This is a genomic window from Sutcliffiella horikoshii (assembly GCF_019931755.1).
Taxonomy (GTDB): Bacteria; Bacillota; Bacilli; order Bacillales; family Bacillaceae_I; genus Sutcliffiella_A; species Sutcliffiella_A horikoshii_E.
Genome location: NZ_CP082918.1, coordinates 2695024 through 2708565, shown reverse-complemented (window position 1 = coordinate 2708565; position 13542 = coordinate 2695024). Strand labels below are relative to the sequence as shown.

The following is a 13542-nucleotide window of genomic DNA, read 5'->3' as shown; positions in this document are numbered from 1 at the left end:
AATGGAATTCAGAGGATCTAGTGTTTACGATCAATCGGATTTTTATGCAAATTATATGAAAAGAAGAAATAGACAAGACAGTCCCAACAATGCAATTGAAGGTCCAATTATGTCCGAACTAGTAGGGAACATTCAAAATAAGACCATCTTAGATTTAGGGTGTGGAGATGCCTCGTTTGGTAAAGAACTAATGCAATTAGGGGCAAGGCATTACACAGGAGTCGAAGGTTCTGAACAAATGATAGAAGCAGCTCGCTCTAACTTACTTGAATTAGACGCCACTATATTCAATGAAACGATGGAATCGTATGATTATCCTAGTGAGTCTTATGATCTCGTAACCTCTCGTTTCGCCATTCATTATGTATCAGACATTAACCGCCTGTTTCAAAATGTTTATCAAACCCTAAAAGAGGACGGCAGATTTGTATTTAGCATTCAACATCCACTTACAACTTCATCTTTTGCCAGTAAGGAAGCTGGAGATAAACGTGGGAGTTGGATTGTAGATGATTACTTCCGTGATGGTGAAAGGAAAGAGCCTTGGATTAATCAAGTAGTGGTTAAGTATCATCGTACGATCGAACAATATTTCACAGCACTCAGACAAGCTGGATTTACCATACAAGATTTACGCGAAGGTACACCAAAACGCGAACATTTTAGTAGTGAAGAAGAATTTGTTAGGAGGCAGCGAATACCGGTGGTTTTGGCGTTTGCTTGCGGGAAGTGAACCTCTGGAATAGCAAATAGATTGGTGGAACACAATATCGTTACAGTTTACTCTTTCTGCATTAGGTATAGCTATAATGGATAAAGTTGATGTAAACATTTAAGGAATAGGGCAGTTTAGTGAAAGTAGAGTTCATATTTTTTATGAGTAAATCAGGTAAAAAGTGAGGTCGACCAATGGGGCGGTTGAAGAAAATGTCGTTAAAAAGTAGGTTAATAACGGGCATAATGATTTTTGTTGTCTTAATTTCGGTTAGTTATTATATACATCTTTTCAAACCTAAAAATTCAGTAGACCTATATCAATCAATGTCTTTTGCAGATGATTTTGAAGAGGCACAAAGTTTAGTGTTGGAAGGATACGAGGCTAATTTTAAGGAAGAAGATTTTGAATTTATCAATGGAACGGATACACGAGCAAACAGAATAAGTCAATTTACCTTGTTTGAATATGATGAAAAATCTTATCTGATTATGACTTCACCAGGTACACAAGGTATCCGAAAGTTAAAAGTACTTGCAGTTGAAGAGTTACCAACAGAAATAAGGGATTACTTTCTTGAATTATCACAATAATTTTTTTCACTAACGGTTGCAATAGTTGTACAACTGTTCTGATACTTAAGATGTTTTCTTGTTCCATTAACGGGCAGGATAATTGAATAAGAATTCAGAACAAAATTTTAGTTGAGGTGATGATTACTTTGCTAGGTACTTTTCGTTTAGTCTTCATTGGATTAGGTTTGGCATTGTTTGTTTTAGGATGTGAGAAAGAAACAATTGTTTACGAAGCCACTCCAACTTTTGTTTCTGAAACGGAGGAATTTGTTGGAGTAGAGGGTAAAGTAGGTTTTTTAGATGGTGTTTATATTGCAAATGAACCCCGAAAGACTTTATGGCATTTTTGGGGACCATCTGAAGATATAAATGGGGCTGTGAGGGTTGAAGGGACTCATTTAGAAACAGGAGAAAAAACCCCATTATTATTAGATGGGCATAGTTTCGATTATGCAACCTGGGAGTTTGACCACGGATTTACTCAACCAAACCTAGGAGCAACGAAGACGATGCCATCCTATATTGGATTCGACAAACCAGGATTCTGGGAAGTTTCCGTTTATACCGATGGCAACCATATAGGAGATTTTATAGTTGATGTAAATTAGTGAAGACTGGTAGTAGTAATTTGTGAATCTATTTGCTTATTCCACTATCTAGGGCTTTTCAAGAGTAAAAGTGCAGCCATCCTTTCTATCACCGACCGGGCGCTTATCTGTTACAAGGTAAGCTTCTTTTGTATGTGATATATATTGAGTAAATAGTCAACATTTGAAATAGTTGTTATTAAGCAGTAGGGCAGGATAGTAGCAAGGGGTTAGGCAGCAATATAATAGAACTATTAAGTGACATTGGGGGGATAGAGATAAAAAAATTATTCTTACTAGTATTTTAATGTTATTAACTGTGGGTTGTAGTTCTTTTAGTGAAGATAAAGAAGTAATTCAACAAATTGAAAAAGACTTAAATATAATCCTCAGCTCAAAACTCGTCAAAAAAGCAAGTTCTAATCCATATGACTACAGAACAACTCATTCAGAAGAATTTAAAAACATTGTTTCAAGTGATGAAATCGCCTTGAACTATTTTTTAAGTGTATTTGAAGACGGTATTGAAAAGGATTGGCCTTAGGGTCGTGACTGTATAAAAAATATACACAAAGTAATTTGTAATTAAGTTCACTATATAGCTAATTGAATTTATTCAGTTACTCCAAGGGGGCTAATATATAGTATCCAATCAAATATTGATATGGTGCACCTTTACCCTTTTTTTATATTTAATCATAGATAAGAGGTTTAGGACTTGACTTGGAGCCTCTGTGGGTATTATTGGTTCTGAAAGACTGAAGCAGGTTTTTCAGCAGGCAAGCTAGCCTATCCATACCCACGCCTCCAAGTAAATTCCTTTCGTTGTTTACGTTGGAAACAATAATTATGAACTATATATCAAGTAAACAAAGATAGAAAATAGGCTTTTTTTATTTGGATTTCCTTACCGTTGTAAACCAATTTTTTTTCTGATGTTATTCTCTTAGCGTATGTTTTCCGCGTTTTGTTGATAGGACTCCGAAATGACCCTTAATCTACAGTTTTGCATTTCAGGTTATCCCTATATTGTAACGGGGTTACCCCCGTCCATTTCTTGAAGGCGTTACTGAATGCGCTCGGTTCCGAGAAATGGAGAGCATATGCAATTTCACCTATAGATATATGCAATTGTTCCAAATAACCGATGGACAATTGCTTTCGCACACAAATAGACAATTCGTTATAAGAAGTGTTCTCCTCTTTCAAACGAAGTTGTAACGTTCGCACACTCATTTGAAAGTGTTCCGCAGTTTGCCGTACGGTCGGATAATGGGTCGGAAGACAGTGTTCCAACCATTGCAATACTTCATCCGAGAACGATCCTGTCACTTGTAACTTCTCAATGGCTTCTTTGGCAATCGTTTCGAATACGAATAACAATCTTGTATCGGAATACAGAACCGGATTCTCCAACAAGTACTTACTCATACACAGCATTGTGGAATTGTCTCCAAATGTGGGAATCACTCCGAACACTGTTTCATATGGATGTATTCCTCCCAATGACTCATGCATAAACCTGACTTCATGCAACGGAACCGTTCGATTACACAGAATTCCGATCAGACGGTAGAGCGAAGAGGCCATACCCTCTGCACAATGGCGGGGAAAATTCCAGTTAGATTGGGTAAACATGCGTATTCTCACATCTTCATCTACGATCTCCCAATCCAGATTGAATCCGCTGCATAACACTTCATTGTAAGTCTGAAACGACTTAAGTGCAGCTTCTATGTTATTACAATGCATCATGACGTATCCGAGCACGCCCAAATCGGCAAATTCCGTAAACGCCCCCATCTGCAATCCGAAATAATCATCCTGTGTATAGACCGCCGCCGCGTTTGTCATTCTCTCTAACTCCATTGTTGGGATACGAGCATCTTGTTGCTTCAAAACTGTGCTGTCAAACGATACATACCGGAAAAACGAATCTGTGTCCACGCCCTTATGGACAAGCGACTTCATGATTGGATACAGCATGGTAACAGAAACACCCGAATCGATCACCGAATTCGCCCCTTTGCGTGATTTATCAAGTAAAAGTACGTTGTTGATCATTTCATTCCGCCAGTTGCCGGTATATACTAAGGTTGCTTTTTTACTATTATATCACAATGAAATTACCGGGGAGGTAAAAGCAATGAAATCGAAAATGCTTGTCATTAACGGCCATCCGGATGCACAGAGCTATTGTGCAACCTTGGCCAAAGCATATACGGAAGGAGTTCAAGAGAACAGCAAAGCCCAAGTCCGAAATATCGACTTAAGCTCAATCTCCTTTGACTTGAATCTGCAACATGGATACAGTAAGCGGACAGAACTGGAAAAGGAACTTCTTGAAGCACAGGAGATGATTCGATGGGCAGATCACCTGATATTTGTTTATCCGATATGGTGGGGGAGCACGCCGGCTGTTCTGAAGGGCTTTATCGATCGGGTATTCTTGCCCGGCTTCGCATTCAAATACAGGCAGCAATCACCTTTATGGGATAAGCTTCTATTGGGTAAATCTGCGCACCTGATCGTTACGTCCGACACCCCTGCCTGGTACAATCGACTCGTGTACCATCGGGCCGGGCTGAATGTCATGAAGCGAAACGTACTTCATTTCTGCGGTATCAAACCAGTACGCATAACCGAGATTGGTCCTATCAGACCATCTACATCTGGCCAGCGGGATAAATGGATTGCTCACGTTCGAGAGCTTGGTGCCAAACTCTCCTGATTTTCATGTATGCTATTTAGCCCCCGAACTTGGACAATACACCCCCCTTATTCCGATACAATTAAACCAAGACGGAGGAGAACGCCATGACAAGAAAGCAATATGACCGCTCCAGCACGGGAATATGAACTGGATCCCAAGATGGAGCTTTGATGGGCCAGAGAATTAGCGCGTGTAAATCTCGATCAGTTAGATGGAAGACGCTATAAGCAAGCGGCCTTTGTTCCTTCAGCGTCTGATTATGCAGCGCTTGAAAAGGAACATGAGAAATTGAAAAAGCTGTATGCTGAACAGGCATGGGAACGTGAAATCCTTCGAGACCTGTAAAAAAACGAACCCAAGCTGCGGGGATAGCCTGCTTATCTTCGCTCGTTGGAGCGTTCAACACAGGAATCTCGTGACTTTTAGTCATGAGAGGTTCAATAAAAGTAAAGAATAATTAATTGGACGGAGGGCTTTATGACTCTGAAAACAGGAAGCTTTACCTTTATAAGAATTTTTTTGGGGTTGATGTATTTATGGGTAGTTGCTGACCGTTTAGGTATCTTGGGTCCAGTTGGAAATCTAGGTGTGGTCTGGGGAAACTTTGATCACTTTTTGGAGTATACAGCTACTTTGAACCCTTGGTTCCCAAGAATAGTGTCTGATATCCTAGGTTATTTTGTAACCTTCTTAGAAGTTGTGCTTGGTGTTTTATTGGTGAGTGGTATTCGCTTAAAAGAGGCGGCTTTAGCTAGTCTTGCCCAGCTTTTGGTATTCCTATTGAGCATGACTTTCTCGATCGGTTTTAAGGAAGCGTTTGATTACATTGTTTTTACGGTAGTTGTTGCAGCGGCTTCGGCACTTGTTTACAAGGATGCAAAAAAGAGGAGGCCGGGGTGGGTTTAGCCTATTTCGTTTTGAATTGGAATCCACTTCGCTGAAAGTTTTAAAATTTCAGATAGAATCTGATACTTTGATACCTATAAGTTTTTTGTCGAAGAGACCTATATAATGGACTAAGAACAGCAAAATGGATCAAGTTAGTTGTATGAGCACCAAATGTGGCTCTGAAAAAAGTTACATCGTTTTGAAAAAAGAAGAACCGTTTATAAAAAAGTTACACCGTTTTACCCCTTTAGATATAGTTATCTAAAGTAACTGTTGATTGACAATAGAGTTATTCCAGAAAAGGGCGCTAGAACGAAAGAGTGGGAGCTGTCGTAAAGGCAGCTCCTTTGATTTCGTGTCCTCCGTCACCTTCCAACCTTCCTAAACACTTTGACTTTTTATGGGAGATGTTTCAGAATAAAGTGTAGATGAAGAGGTGAAACAATGACTGAAAAGGTAACGAGTACAAAGTGGTTCAGTGTGGCCATTCAGGCACTCGTGGTGCTTGCTAATAATGAAGGCCGATGTCCGAGCGGAGAATTAGCAGAGAAACTTAATTCTAAATCTGTCTTTTTAAGAAAAATATTAAGGCATCTAGTTAAAACGGAATTAATCCAGGCGAAAGAAGGCCGGGACGGTGGCTATTTTCTTGTAAAAGACCCGAGCGAAATCAAATTGTCCGAAGTGTATGATGCAATGAAAGCAGAAACATTTCCAAAAGGGTTCTTTAATGTAGAAAGTAAAGGTTGCTTTGCTCCCACTACGCGAGAATCCCTTTGTACCTTGCGTGATGAAATGGAAGGTTGGGTCGTAGCTGGCTTGGAACAAAAGACCATAGCTGATTTAATGAAAAAGTGAAACTTAGATGTTTCGCTTTTTTTATTTTGTTTCGGTTAACTGTAGTTGACAAAGGAACAGTTAACGACATATACTGTTCTTGTAGAAAATACAGTTAAAGGGGAATGAATATGTCTGAAAAAACAATGAGTAAAGAAGAGTATTTAAATAAAGTAAAAGAAATAGATACAACAAAAGAAGCTCCAAAACAATTAGAGGACACAGATTTTCTGACAGTCGCAAAAGAACGCCGTTCAGTAAGACAATATGATCCTGAATTCAAAATGGAAAAAAGTGAAATTCTGGAGATTCTAGAAACAGCTACGTTAGCACCATCATCTAGCAACCTTCAACCATGGAGATTTCTAGTTATTGAGGATCTAAAAGAAAAAGAGCGTTTGTTGCCAATCGCCAATAATCAGCAACAAATCGTCGATGCTTCCGTTGTCATCGCTATACTTGGAGATAGAGAAGCATACAAAAATGCTGACCGAATCTATAGTGCAATCGCTGAAAAGGGAAGAATGCCAGAAGACGTTAAAAACATGTATGTTAACAGCATTCTTGATGGTTACGGGAACTTTTCTAAAGAACGCTTAGCGAAAATTGCTCACATTGATGGTGGACTTGTTGCTATGCAATTAATGCTGACAGCAAAGGCAAAAGGCTATGATACCGTTCCAATGGGCGGTTACGATGAAGCCCAATTCTTACAAGCATTCAATGTTCCAGAAAACTATGAGGCTATTATGTTGATTTCTCTAGGTAAAGGTTCTAAAGCAGGATTTGAAAAGACACGCCTTCCACTTGATGAGGTTGTAAATTGGAATAGATACTAATAAAAAGAAGTACGCATTCTCATTGGAGGGTGCGTACTCTTTTTTATTTACTATTCGTTGATTTGTTGTTGAACCTGTTGAATCTTCTGTTGAGCCTTCTCAAGTTCTCCTATTGCAAAATAACAAGCTTCTGATTCTGGAGTGTTGGAACTAACTTGTTTTAAATGATGGTGTGCTTTATGAATGATATCTTGAGCTTCTTGTAATTCACTTTTAAAGTTCATAACTTATCGTCCCTTCTATCCGACTGTATTTTTTCCCAATCAATGCTCCTTTGTTTTCTTCAAAGGAACCTTACCCTTAACTTCCAGTCGAAAGGCTTTGACAATCGCGAAGGCCATCATCAGCAAAACAAAGGTCAAAGGAAAAGCGCTAACAATGATGGCGGTTTGAAGACCCTCCAATCCCCCCGTATACATCAACACAATCGCAGAAGCAGAAAGAATTAATCCCCAAGTCAATTTTACGAAAAATGGTGGATCAATATCTCCGTTAGTTGTTTGCATACCAAGTACAAACGTAGCGGAATCCGCACTAGTAATAAAGAAAGTCGCAATAAGCAGTATCGTGATAATAGATAAAACGGTTCCGAATGGCAGAAGTTTATAGACATAAAATAGTCCCGTTTCAAAACTTTGGGCGGAAACTTGAGCCCCTTCAAATAATTCCATATGAATCCCAGTTCCCCCGAAGACACTGAACCAAAATGCACACACAAGTGTCGGCACCAATAACACCGCAATAACAAACTCTCTTACTGTCCGTCCTTTAGATACCCTCGCGATGAACGTCCCGACAAAAGGTGACCAGGAAATCCACCAAGCCCAGTAGAAAATCGTCCAACCTTCAATCCATTCGGCATTTTCATTACTGAATGGAGCAAGACGGAGCCCCATGCTTGGGAGGTTTTGAATATAATCTCCAAGTGTTGTCGTAAATAAATTCAATAAGAAGGTTGTTGGTCCTATAAAAAGGACAGCAAATAATAGAAGTGTAGCAAGTATCATGTTCGTGTTACTTAAGTATTTAATTCCCTTGGAGAGGCCCGTCCCTGCTGAAATGATAAATAGAACGGTCACAATCGCCATTATGGTCAGCTGTACAGTGAAGTTATTCGGAATGCCGAACAAATAGTTGAGTCCGCCGTTTATTTGTTGTGCACCTAAACCAAGTGATGCACAAACCCCGAAAACAGTCGCAAAAACTGCAACAATATCCACCGTTTTTCCGAAAGCTCCTTTTGTTTTCTCCCCCAATATAGGGTACAAAGTGGCACTCATCAATCCTGGAGCGTCTTTTCTGAATTTGAAATACGCGATGGAAAGGGCAATGGTTGCATAGATGGCCCATGCATGAAATCCCCAGTGTAAAAAGGTGTAACGAAGACCTAATTTTGCAGATGCTGCAGTTCCGCCTTCACCAAGCGGAGGAGTGGCGAAGTGAGAGATAGGCTCTGCGACTCCGTAGAAAACGAGTCCAATCCCCATCCCAGCGCTGAATAGCATCGCAAACCAGGTCAAGGTAGAGTAATCCGGGAGATCTTTGTCTTTTCCAAGCTTTATTTTGCCGTATTTACTAAAGATGAGAAATAAAGCAAATAAAAGAAAGAAAGTAGCCGCCAGCTGATAAAACCAGCCAAAAACATTTAGAATGAATGAGTTTGCCTGATCCATTCCTTTACTAAACGGCTCAGGAAAAATAACCCCGATCAATACAAACAAAGCAGCAATGATAACGGAAATCCAAAATACTTTACCGATACCTTTCATAACATCCACGCCTTTCCCAATTTAATCCTTTCGCTAGCATTCCCTAAATTACATCATTCCTTTCAAACTAAATTTACTTCTTCTTTCAATCTCCTCCGCATAGGTTGTACAAGATGCTCTAATGTGCAGCTGCAAGAGGGAGGACAAATTCTAATGAGAAAATTATTAAGCCACTTCGACCCGGCCGTTCTATCGATGGCAGGGATTCGAATCTTTTCAGGGTTATTAGAAATTACTGCTGCAATTATTATGCTCAGCTTAAATGATGTGAAAAAAGCTGTTGTTGTGAACTCGATGTTAGCGGTGGTGGGGCCTTTGATTTTCATTTCCACCATGATGATTGGGCTGATTAGCATGGCAGATGAGATATCCTTTTCAAAAATGATTTATATCGCCATTGGATTGGGCTTTATCTTATTTGGTATCTATAAGTGAGAAATTGTATTCCGTTGTTATATATTGTACGACCGCGCATACATTGTAAGTAATAATAGGACAAGAAGGGGATATGTATGCTTTCGAGTATTACTACCGTGTTGCCACCGGATATTACCGGTGTTATTGATACACTTTCACCACCGTTACTGGAGAGAATGGAAGAAATACGAGTTCGGGTAAATCGACCCCTAGAATTGATAATAGACGGGAGTCCCTATTTTCCATCGTATATTGTGACGCCAACAGATGCGATTCACATTTTAAACAAAATTAGCAAGCATTCCATTTATGCACTGGAAGAAGAACTCAAAAGTGGATATATCACGATAACCGGTGGACATCGTGTTGGACTAGCTGGAAAAGTAATCACAGAACAGGGAAAGGTGAAGGCGATCCGGGACGTATCCTCCTTTAACATCCGTATTGCCAAACAGAAAATTGGAGTTGCTACACCATTAATGCCTTATCTGTACGAAAAAGGCAGATGGCTAAGCACGATGGTAATTGGACCCCCACAAACAGGAAAGACAACGCTGTTAAGGGACCTCGCCAGGATAATGAGCTCAGGGTGTGAGGATAAACGAGTGGCGTCATGCAAGGTAGGAATTGTGGATGAACGCTCTGAAATCGCTGGTTGTGTACATGGAATTCCTCAGCATGATTTGGGACAAAGGGTAGATGTACTTGATGGCTGTCCAAAGGCAGAAGGCATGATGATGATGATCCGCTCCATGAGCCCGGATGTTATCGTCGTGGATGAGATTGGAAGGATGGAAGACAGCGAGGCAGTGATGGAAGCCGTCAATGCAGGGGTGGGGCTTCTCATGTCGGTTCATGCTTTTTCTTTTGATGAGCTAAAAAGCAGGCCAAGTCTTCGTGAAATCTTATCGTACCGGGCAGTAAAACGGTTCGTGGAATTAACCAGATCGAATGGCCCAGGGTCCATCAAGAGAATCGTAAATGAAATGGGAGAGGAGATCTACCGGGAAGAGGGTGTGAAGAGATGATCAAACTTATAGGGGCAGTTTTAATACTAGTGGCAACTTCCTGGGCAGGATTTGAAGCGGCAAGGCATCTGACAGAAAGGCCAAGACAATTAAGGCAATTAAAGGTAGCCTTGCAATCTCTTGAAGCTGAAATCATGTATGGTCACACTCCTCTTGCGGATGCCACTAAAAACATCTCCAAGCAATTGGAAAAACCACTCTCATGGTTTTTTGAAAGCTTTGCTAATAAGTTAGAAAAAGCCAGTCTGTCCGTAAAAGAAGCCTGGCAAGAAAGTTTGGATGATGTGTGGAAAAACACCGCCTATAAAACGGCAGAACTCGAAATCATGAAGCAATTCGGAGAAACGCTCGGACAGCATGACCGCTATACCCAACAAAAACACATACAACTGGCATTAACCCACCTTGAACGCGAAGAACTAGATGCCCGCGACAAACAAAACCGCTACGAACGAATGGTAAAAAGCCTCGGCGTCCTATCAGGATTACTGCTGGTGATTTTGCTGATTTAGATTGATAGTATGGCTACAGTTACCAAGGGTGAAAGAACAAGTTGATTGTAGTGGAAGCGGCGAGACTCCTACGGGAGGAAGGGACAGGGAAGACCCCGCAGGCGAATGTCGAGGAGGCTTCCGGACCGCCCGTGGAAAGCGAGCCGCTGCAACGGAAATCAACGGCTAAACTTAAAAAGAAATCCCAAAAGCAAACCGTAAAAAATAGGAGGAGCGTCCATGGGCATTGAAGTAGACGTAATATTCAAAATCGCCGGCATCGGTATCGTTGTAGCCTTCCTGCACACCGTCTTAAAACAACTAGGCAAAGAAGAATACGCACACTGGGTAACCCTACTCGGATTTATCTACATTCTATTTATGGTAGCAAGCATCGTCGACGATCTATTCAAAAGAATCAAATCGGTATTCCTGTTCCAATGATAAGGGGTGTTGACCTATCGAGATTCTCCAAATAGTAGGTCTTGGCTTAATCGCCACCTTTCTTGCATTAGTGGTAAAAGAGCAAAAACCGACATTTGCCTTCATGCTAGTCGTATTTGTCGGTTGTGCTATTTTCTTATTTTTAGTAGAGCAAATATTTGATGTCATCAGGATGCTTGAGAGGATCGCGATTAACGCCAATGTGAACTTAATCTATGTAGAAACCATTCTCAAGATTGTCGGGATCGCCTATATCGCAGAATTCGGTGCGCAAATCACAAAAGACGCAGGCCAGGGAGCGATCGCATCCAAAATCGAATTGGCCGGAAAAATATTAATACTCGCGATGGCCATTCCGATCTTGACCGTTATTATCGAAACCATCATTAATCTTATTCCTTCTTAAAATGAAAAAGCAGAGGGGAGCAATCCTATGAAATTCATTCTCGCAATCATTGCAGCCTTGTTAATCCTACTGTTCCTTCCATTTGAAATAGTACAAGCCTCACCCTCTTCGCCGTCAGAACTAGTAACAGATCAAATAGAAGGAATTGATGTAGAAGAAATCAAGGTGTACTGGGAAGAAGTAATGGAGGAGTATGGCGGGTTTTTGCCAGAAAGTCAAAAAGGGACATTCATGGAATTTGTAAAAGGAGACAAGTCCTTTTCCTTGGAAGAATGGTCAAAAGGCTTTCTGAAATATCTATTTCATGAACTGCTGGCAAACGGAAAACTACTCGGCAGTCTGATCTTACTTACCATCTTCAGCATGTTCCTACAAACGCTTCAAAATGCTTTCGAGCAAAAAACAGTCAGTAAAGTGGCCTATAGTGTCGTGTTCATGGTCCTGATTATCATCGCACTCAACAGTTTTCATATCGTTATCTCTTACACACTCGAAGCAATAACCGCCATGACAGGGTTCATCATTGCCTTAGTTCCACTGCTTATCGCTCTTATTGCCTCATCAGGTGGACTGGTATCGGCAGCTTTTTTTCATCCCATCATTTTATTCTTGATGAACACAAGCGGTCTGCTCATTCAATATGTCGTACTTCCGCTATTGTTTCTTTCGGCAATCTTAAGCATTGTCAGTACGCTAAGTGAACATTACAAGGTGACGCAACTGGCGGCATTACTTCGAAACGTAAGCATAGGAATTCTAGGAATCTACTTAACGGTATTCCTTGGTGTCATCTCCGTACAAGGTGCAACCGCAGCGGTGACAGATGGAATTGCCATTCGTACCGCCAAATTCGTAACCGGTAACTTTATCCCTGTTATCGGCAGAATGTTTACAGATGCCACCGATACAGTAATTACAGCATCTGTGTTATTAAAAAATACAGTCGGGATCCTGGGTGTTGCCACATTGATTTTACTCGCTGCTTTCCCGGCAGTGAAAATACTTTCCATTGCTATTATCTATAAACTTGCCGCAGCCCTCCTTCAACCTCTAGGAGGCGGTACCGTCATAAAATGTCTGGATATTATCAGCAAAAGCATCATTTATATTTTTGCTGCCTTGGCTATTGTCTCCTTCATGTTCTTTTTAAGCATCACGGTCATCATTGCAGCAGGAAATATAACCGTGATGGTCAGGTAAGGGGGAGAGTAAATGAGTTACCTAACAGAATGGATCACCAGTATCATTCTATTTATCCTTTTAGCAACCGTCGTTGAAATGTTGCTCCCGAATTCTTCGATGCAAAAATACACAAAACTAGTGATTGGCCTTCTGCTGATTGTCGTCATCCTTACCCCCATCTTGAAGTTGCTTTCCACAGATATGGATGAACTTTTTGCCAAAATGACCACACATTCTTCCTACACATCAAAAGAAAACACAGAAAATTTAATAGAAATGAAGAAAAAAGAAATACAAGCCTCCCATGCTGCATACATTTTAAATAAAGCGGCTGTCCTAATGAAAGAAGATGTGGAGGAGGAGTTGAGAGAAAGCTATGGTTTAACAGTGAAAGACTTGCAAATTGTCGTGAAAAATGAGGACCAGCTTACCGAAATGCCAATAGAAGAAAATATAGAGTCCGTTGTGATTCTACTCGAGCAAGCAGAAGAGACAGCCATTCAAGTTGTAAAACCTGTTCAAATTGACACCTCCAGACAAAAGGAACCAGCTCCTTCCTCGAGAGAAGAAGGGAAAATAGCAAATTTCCTAGCAGATCGATGGCAACTACAACCAACCAATATTTCAGTAGCAGTCGAAGGGGGGGATTAG

19 protein-coding genes are annotated in these 13542 nt (G+C 40.6%); 15 read left to right on the top strand and 4 right to left on the bottom strand.

The features are described 5' to 3' along the window. The first annotated feature begins 1 nt into the window (after nucleotide 1). The 4 genes from K7887_RS13960 to K7887_RS13945 all read left to right on the top strand — a co-directional run bounded on the left by K7887_RS13960 (nucleotide 2) and on the right by K7887_RS13945 (nucleotide 2421). Entirely contained in the window at nucleotides 2-733 is a 732-nt protein-coding gene (locus K7887_RS13960) for a class I SAM-dependent methyltransferase (protein ID WP_223489980.1), read from the top strand. Between the two features lie 176 nt (nucleotides 734-909). Further along, the gene (locus tag K7887_RS13955) at nucleotides 910-1308 is read left to right on the top strand and encodes a hypothetical protein (protein WP_223489978.1); all 399 of its coding nucleotides are present in this window, start codon (nucleotides 910-912) and stop codon (nucleotides 1306-1308) included. A 128-nt stretch (nucleotides 1309-1436) separates the two neighbouring features. Next, on the top strand, nucleotides 1437-1898 hold the full coding sequence (locus tag K7887_RS13950) for a DUF4871 domain-containing protein (RefSeq protein ID WP_223489976.1): 462 nt from the start codon (nucleotides 1437-1439) through the stop codon (nucleotides 1896-1898). A 286-nt stretch (nucleotides 1899-2184) separates the two neighbouring features. Beyond that, entirely contained in the window at nucleotides 2185-2421 is a 237-nt protein-coding gene (locus K7887_RS13945; protein ID WP_223489974.1) for a hypothetical protein, read from the top strand. Between the two features lie 449 nt (nucleotides 2422-2870). Here K7887_RS13945 and K7887_RS13940 read toward each other — a convergent pair whose 3' ends face one another. Beyond that, nucleotides 2871-3941 carry an AraC family transcriptional regulator gene (locus K7887_RS13940; protein WP_223489973.1) on the bottom strand — a complete coding sequence of 357 codons (1071 nt, stop codon included), beginning with the start codon at nucleotides 3939-3941 and terminating at the stop codon, nucleotides 2871-2873. 82 nt (nucleotides 3942-4023) lie between these two features. Between K7887_RS13940 and K7887_RS13935 the strand changes: the two genes are divergently transcribed. Then, entirely contained in the window at nucleotides 4024-4608 is a 585-nt protein-coding gene (locus K7887_RS13935; protein WP_223493658.1) for an NAD(P)H-dependent oxidoreductase, read from the top strand. Between the two features lie 61 nt (nucleotides 4609-4669). Here K7887_RS13935 and K7887_RS13930 read toward each other — a convergent pair whose 3' ends face one another. Next, nucleotides 4670-4993, bottom strand: coding sequence for a hypothetical protein (locus tag K7887_RS13930; RefSeq protein WP_223489972.1), 324 nt, complete (start codon nucleotides 4991-4993; stop codon nucleotides 4670-4672). 74 nt (nucleotides 4994-5067) lie between these two features. Between K7887_RS13930 and K7887_RS13925 the strand changes: the two genes are divergently transcribed. The 3 genes from K7887_RS13925 to K7887_RS13915 all read left to right on the top strand — a co-directional run bounded on the left by K7887_RS13925 (nucleotide 5068) and on the right by K7887_RS13915 (nucleotide 7154). Further along, nucleotides 5068-5496 (top strand): hypothetical protein, encoded by a 429-nt coding sequence (locus K7887_RS13925; RefSeq protein WP_223489971.1) that lies wholly within the window; start codon nucleotides 5068-5070, stop codon nucleotides 5494-5496. A 426-nt stretch (nucleotides 5497-5922) separates the two neighbouring features. Beyond that, nucleotides 5923-6336: an RrF2 family transcriptional regulator gene (locus tag K7887_RS13920; RefSeq protein WP_223489970.1), complete on the top strand. Its 414-nt coding sequence runs from the start codon at nucleotides 5923-5925 to the stop codon at nucleotides 6334-6336. 110 nt (nucleotides 6337-6446) lie between these two features. Then, the gene (locus tag K7887_RS13915) at nucleotides 6447-7154 is read left to right on the top strand and encodes a nitroreductase family protein (protein ID WP_223489969.1); all 708 of its coding nucleotides are present in this window, start codon (nucleotides 6447-6449) and stop codon (nucleotides 7152-7154) included. Nucleotides 7155-7204: 50 nt separating this feature from the next. Here K7887_RS13915 and K7887_RS13910 read toward each other — a convergent pair whose 3' ends face one another. Next, a complete protein-coding gene (locus tag K7887_RS13910; protein WP_223489968.1) occupies nucleotides 7205-7378 on the bottom strand; it encodes a hypothetical protein in 174 nt (57 codons plus the stop codon). 39 nt (nucleotides 7379-7417) lie between these two features. Continuing rightward, the gene (locus K7887_RS13905) at nucleotides 7418-8923 is read right to left on the bottom strand and encodes a glycine betaine uptake BCCT transporter (protein ID WP_223489966.1); all 1506 of its coding nucleotides are present in this window, start codon (nucleotides 8921-8923) and stop codon (nucleotides 7418-7420) included. Nucleotides 8924-9076: 153 nt separating this feature from the next. On the opposite strand from K7887_RS13905, the gene K7887_RS13900 reads away from it, so the two are divergent. The 7 genes from K7887_RS13900 to spoIIIAF all read left to right on the top strand — a co-directional run bounded on the left by K7887_RS13900 (nucleotide 9077) and on the right by spoIIIAF (nucleotide 13542). Further along, nucleotides 9077-9358, top strand: a complete 282-nt coding sequence (locus tag K7887_RS13900) for a YqhV family protein (protein WP_223489964.1) — start codon at nucleotides 9077-9079, stop codon at nucleotides 9356-9358. 77 nt (nucleotides 9359-9435) lie between these two features. Further along, nucleotides 9436-10368 carry a stage III sporulation protein AA gene (gene spoIIIAA / locus K7887_RS13895; RefSeq protein WP_223489963.1) on the top strand — a complete coding sequence of 311 codons (933 nt, stop codon included), beginning with the start codon at nucleotides 9436-9438 and terminating at the stop codon, nucleotides 10366-10368. Continuing rightward, a complete protein-coding gene (gene spoIIIAB, locus K7887_RS13890; RefSeq protein ID WP_223489962.1) occupies nucleotides 10365-10880 on the top strand; it encodes a stage III sporulation protein SpoIIIAB in 516 nt (171 codons plus the stop codon). Before spoIIIAA ends, spoIIIAB begins: the two co-directional genes overlap by 4 nt. 219 nt (nucleotides 10881-11099) lie before the next feature. Beyond that, complete coding sequence (gene spoIIIAC, locus K7887_RS13885) at nucleotides 11100-11303, top strand: stage III sporulation protein AC (RefSeq protein ID WP_010194848.1); 204 nt, start codon at nucleotides 11100-11102, stop codon at nucleotides 11301-11303. Nucleotides 11304-11319: 16 nt separating this feature from the next. After that, nucleotides 11320-11709 (top strand): stage III sporulation protein AD, encoded by a 390-nt coding sequence (spoIIIAD, locus tag K7887_RS13880; RefSeq protein ID WP_083800911.1) that lies wholly within the window; start codon nucleotides 11320-11322, stop codon nucleotides 11707-11709. Between the two features lie 27 nt (nucleotides 11710-11736). Continuing rightward, nucleotides 11737-12909, top strand: a complete 1173-nt coding sequence (gene spoIIIAE / locus K7887_RS13875; RefSeq protein ID WP_223489961.1) for a stage III sporulation protein AE — start codon at nucleotides 11737-11739, stop codon at nucleotides 12907-12909. 12 nt (nucleotides 12910-12921) lie between these two features. Further along, on the top strand, nucleotides 12922-13542 hold the full coding sequence (gene spoIIIAF, locus K7887_RS13870; protein ID WP_223489960.1) for a stage III sporulation protein AF: 621 nt from the start codon (nucleotides 12922-12924) through the stop codon (nucleotides 13540-13542).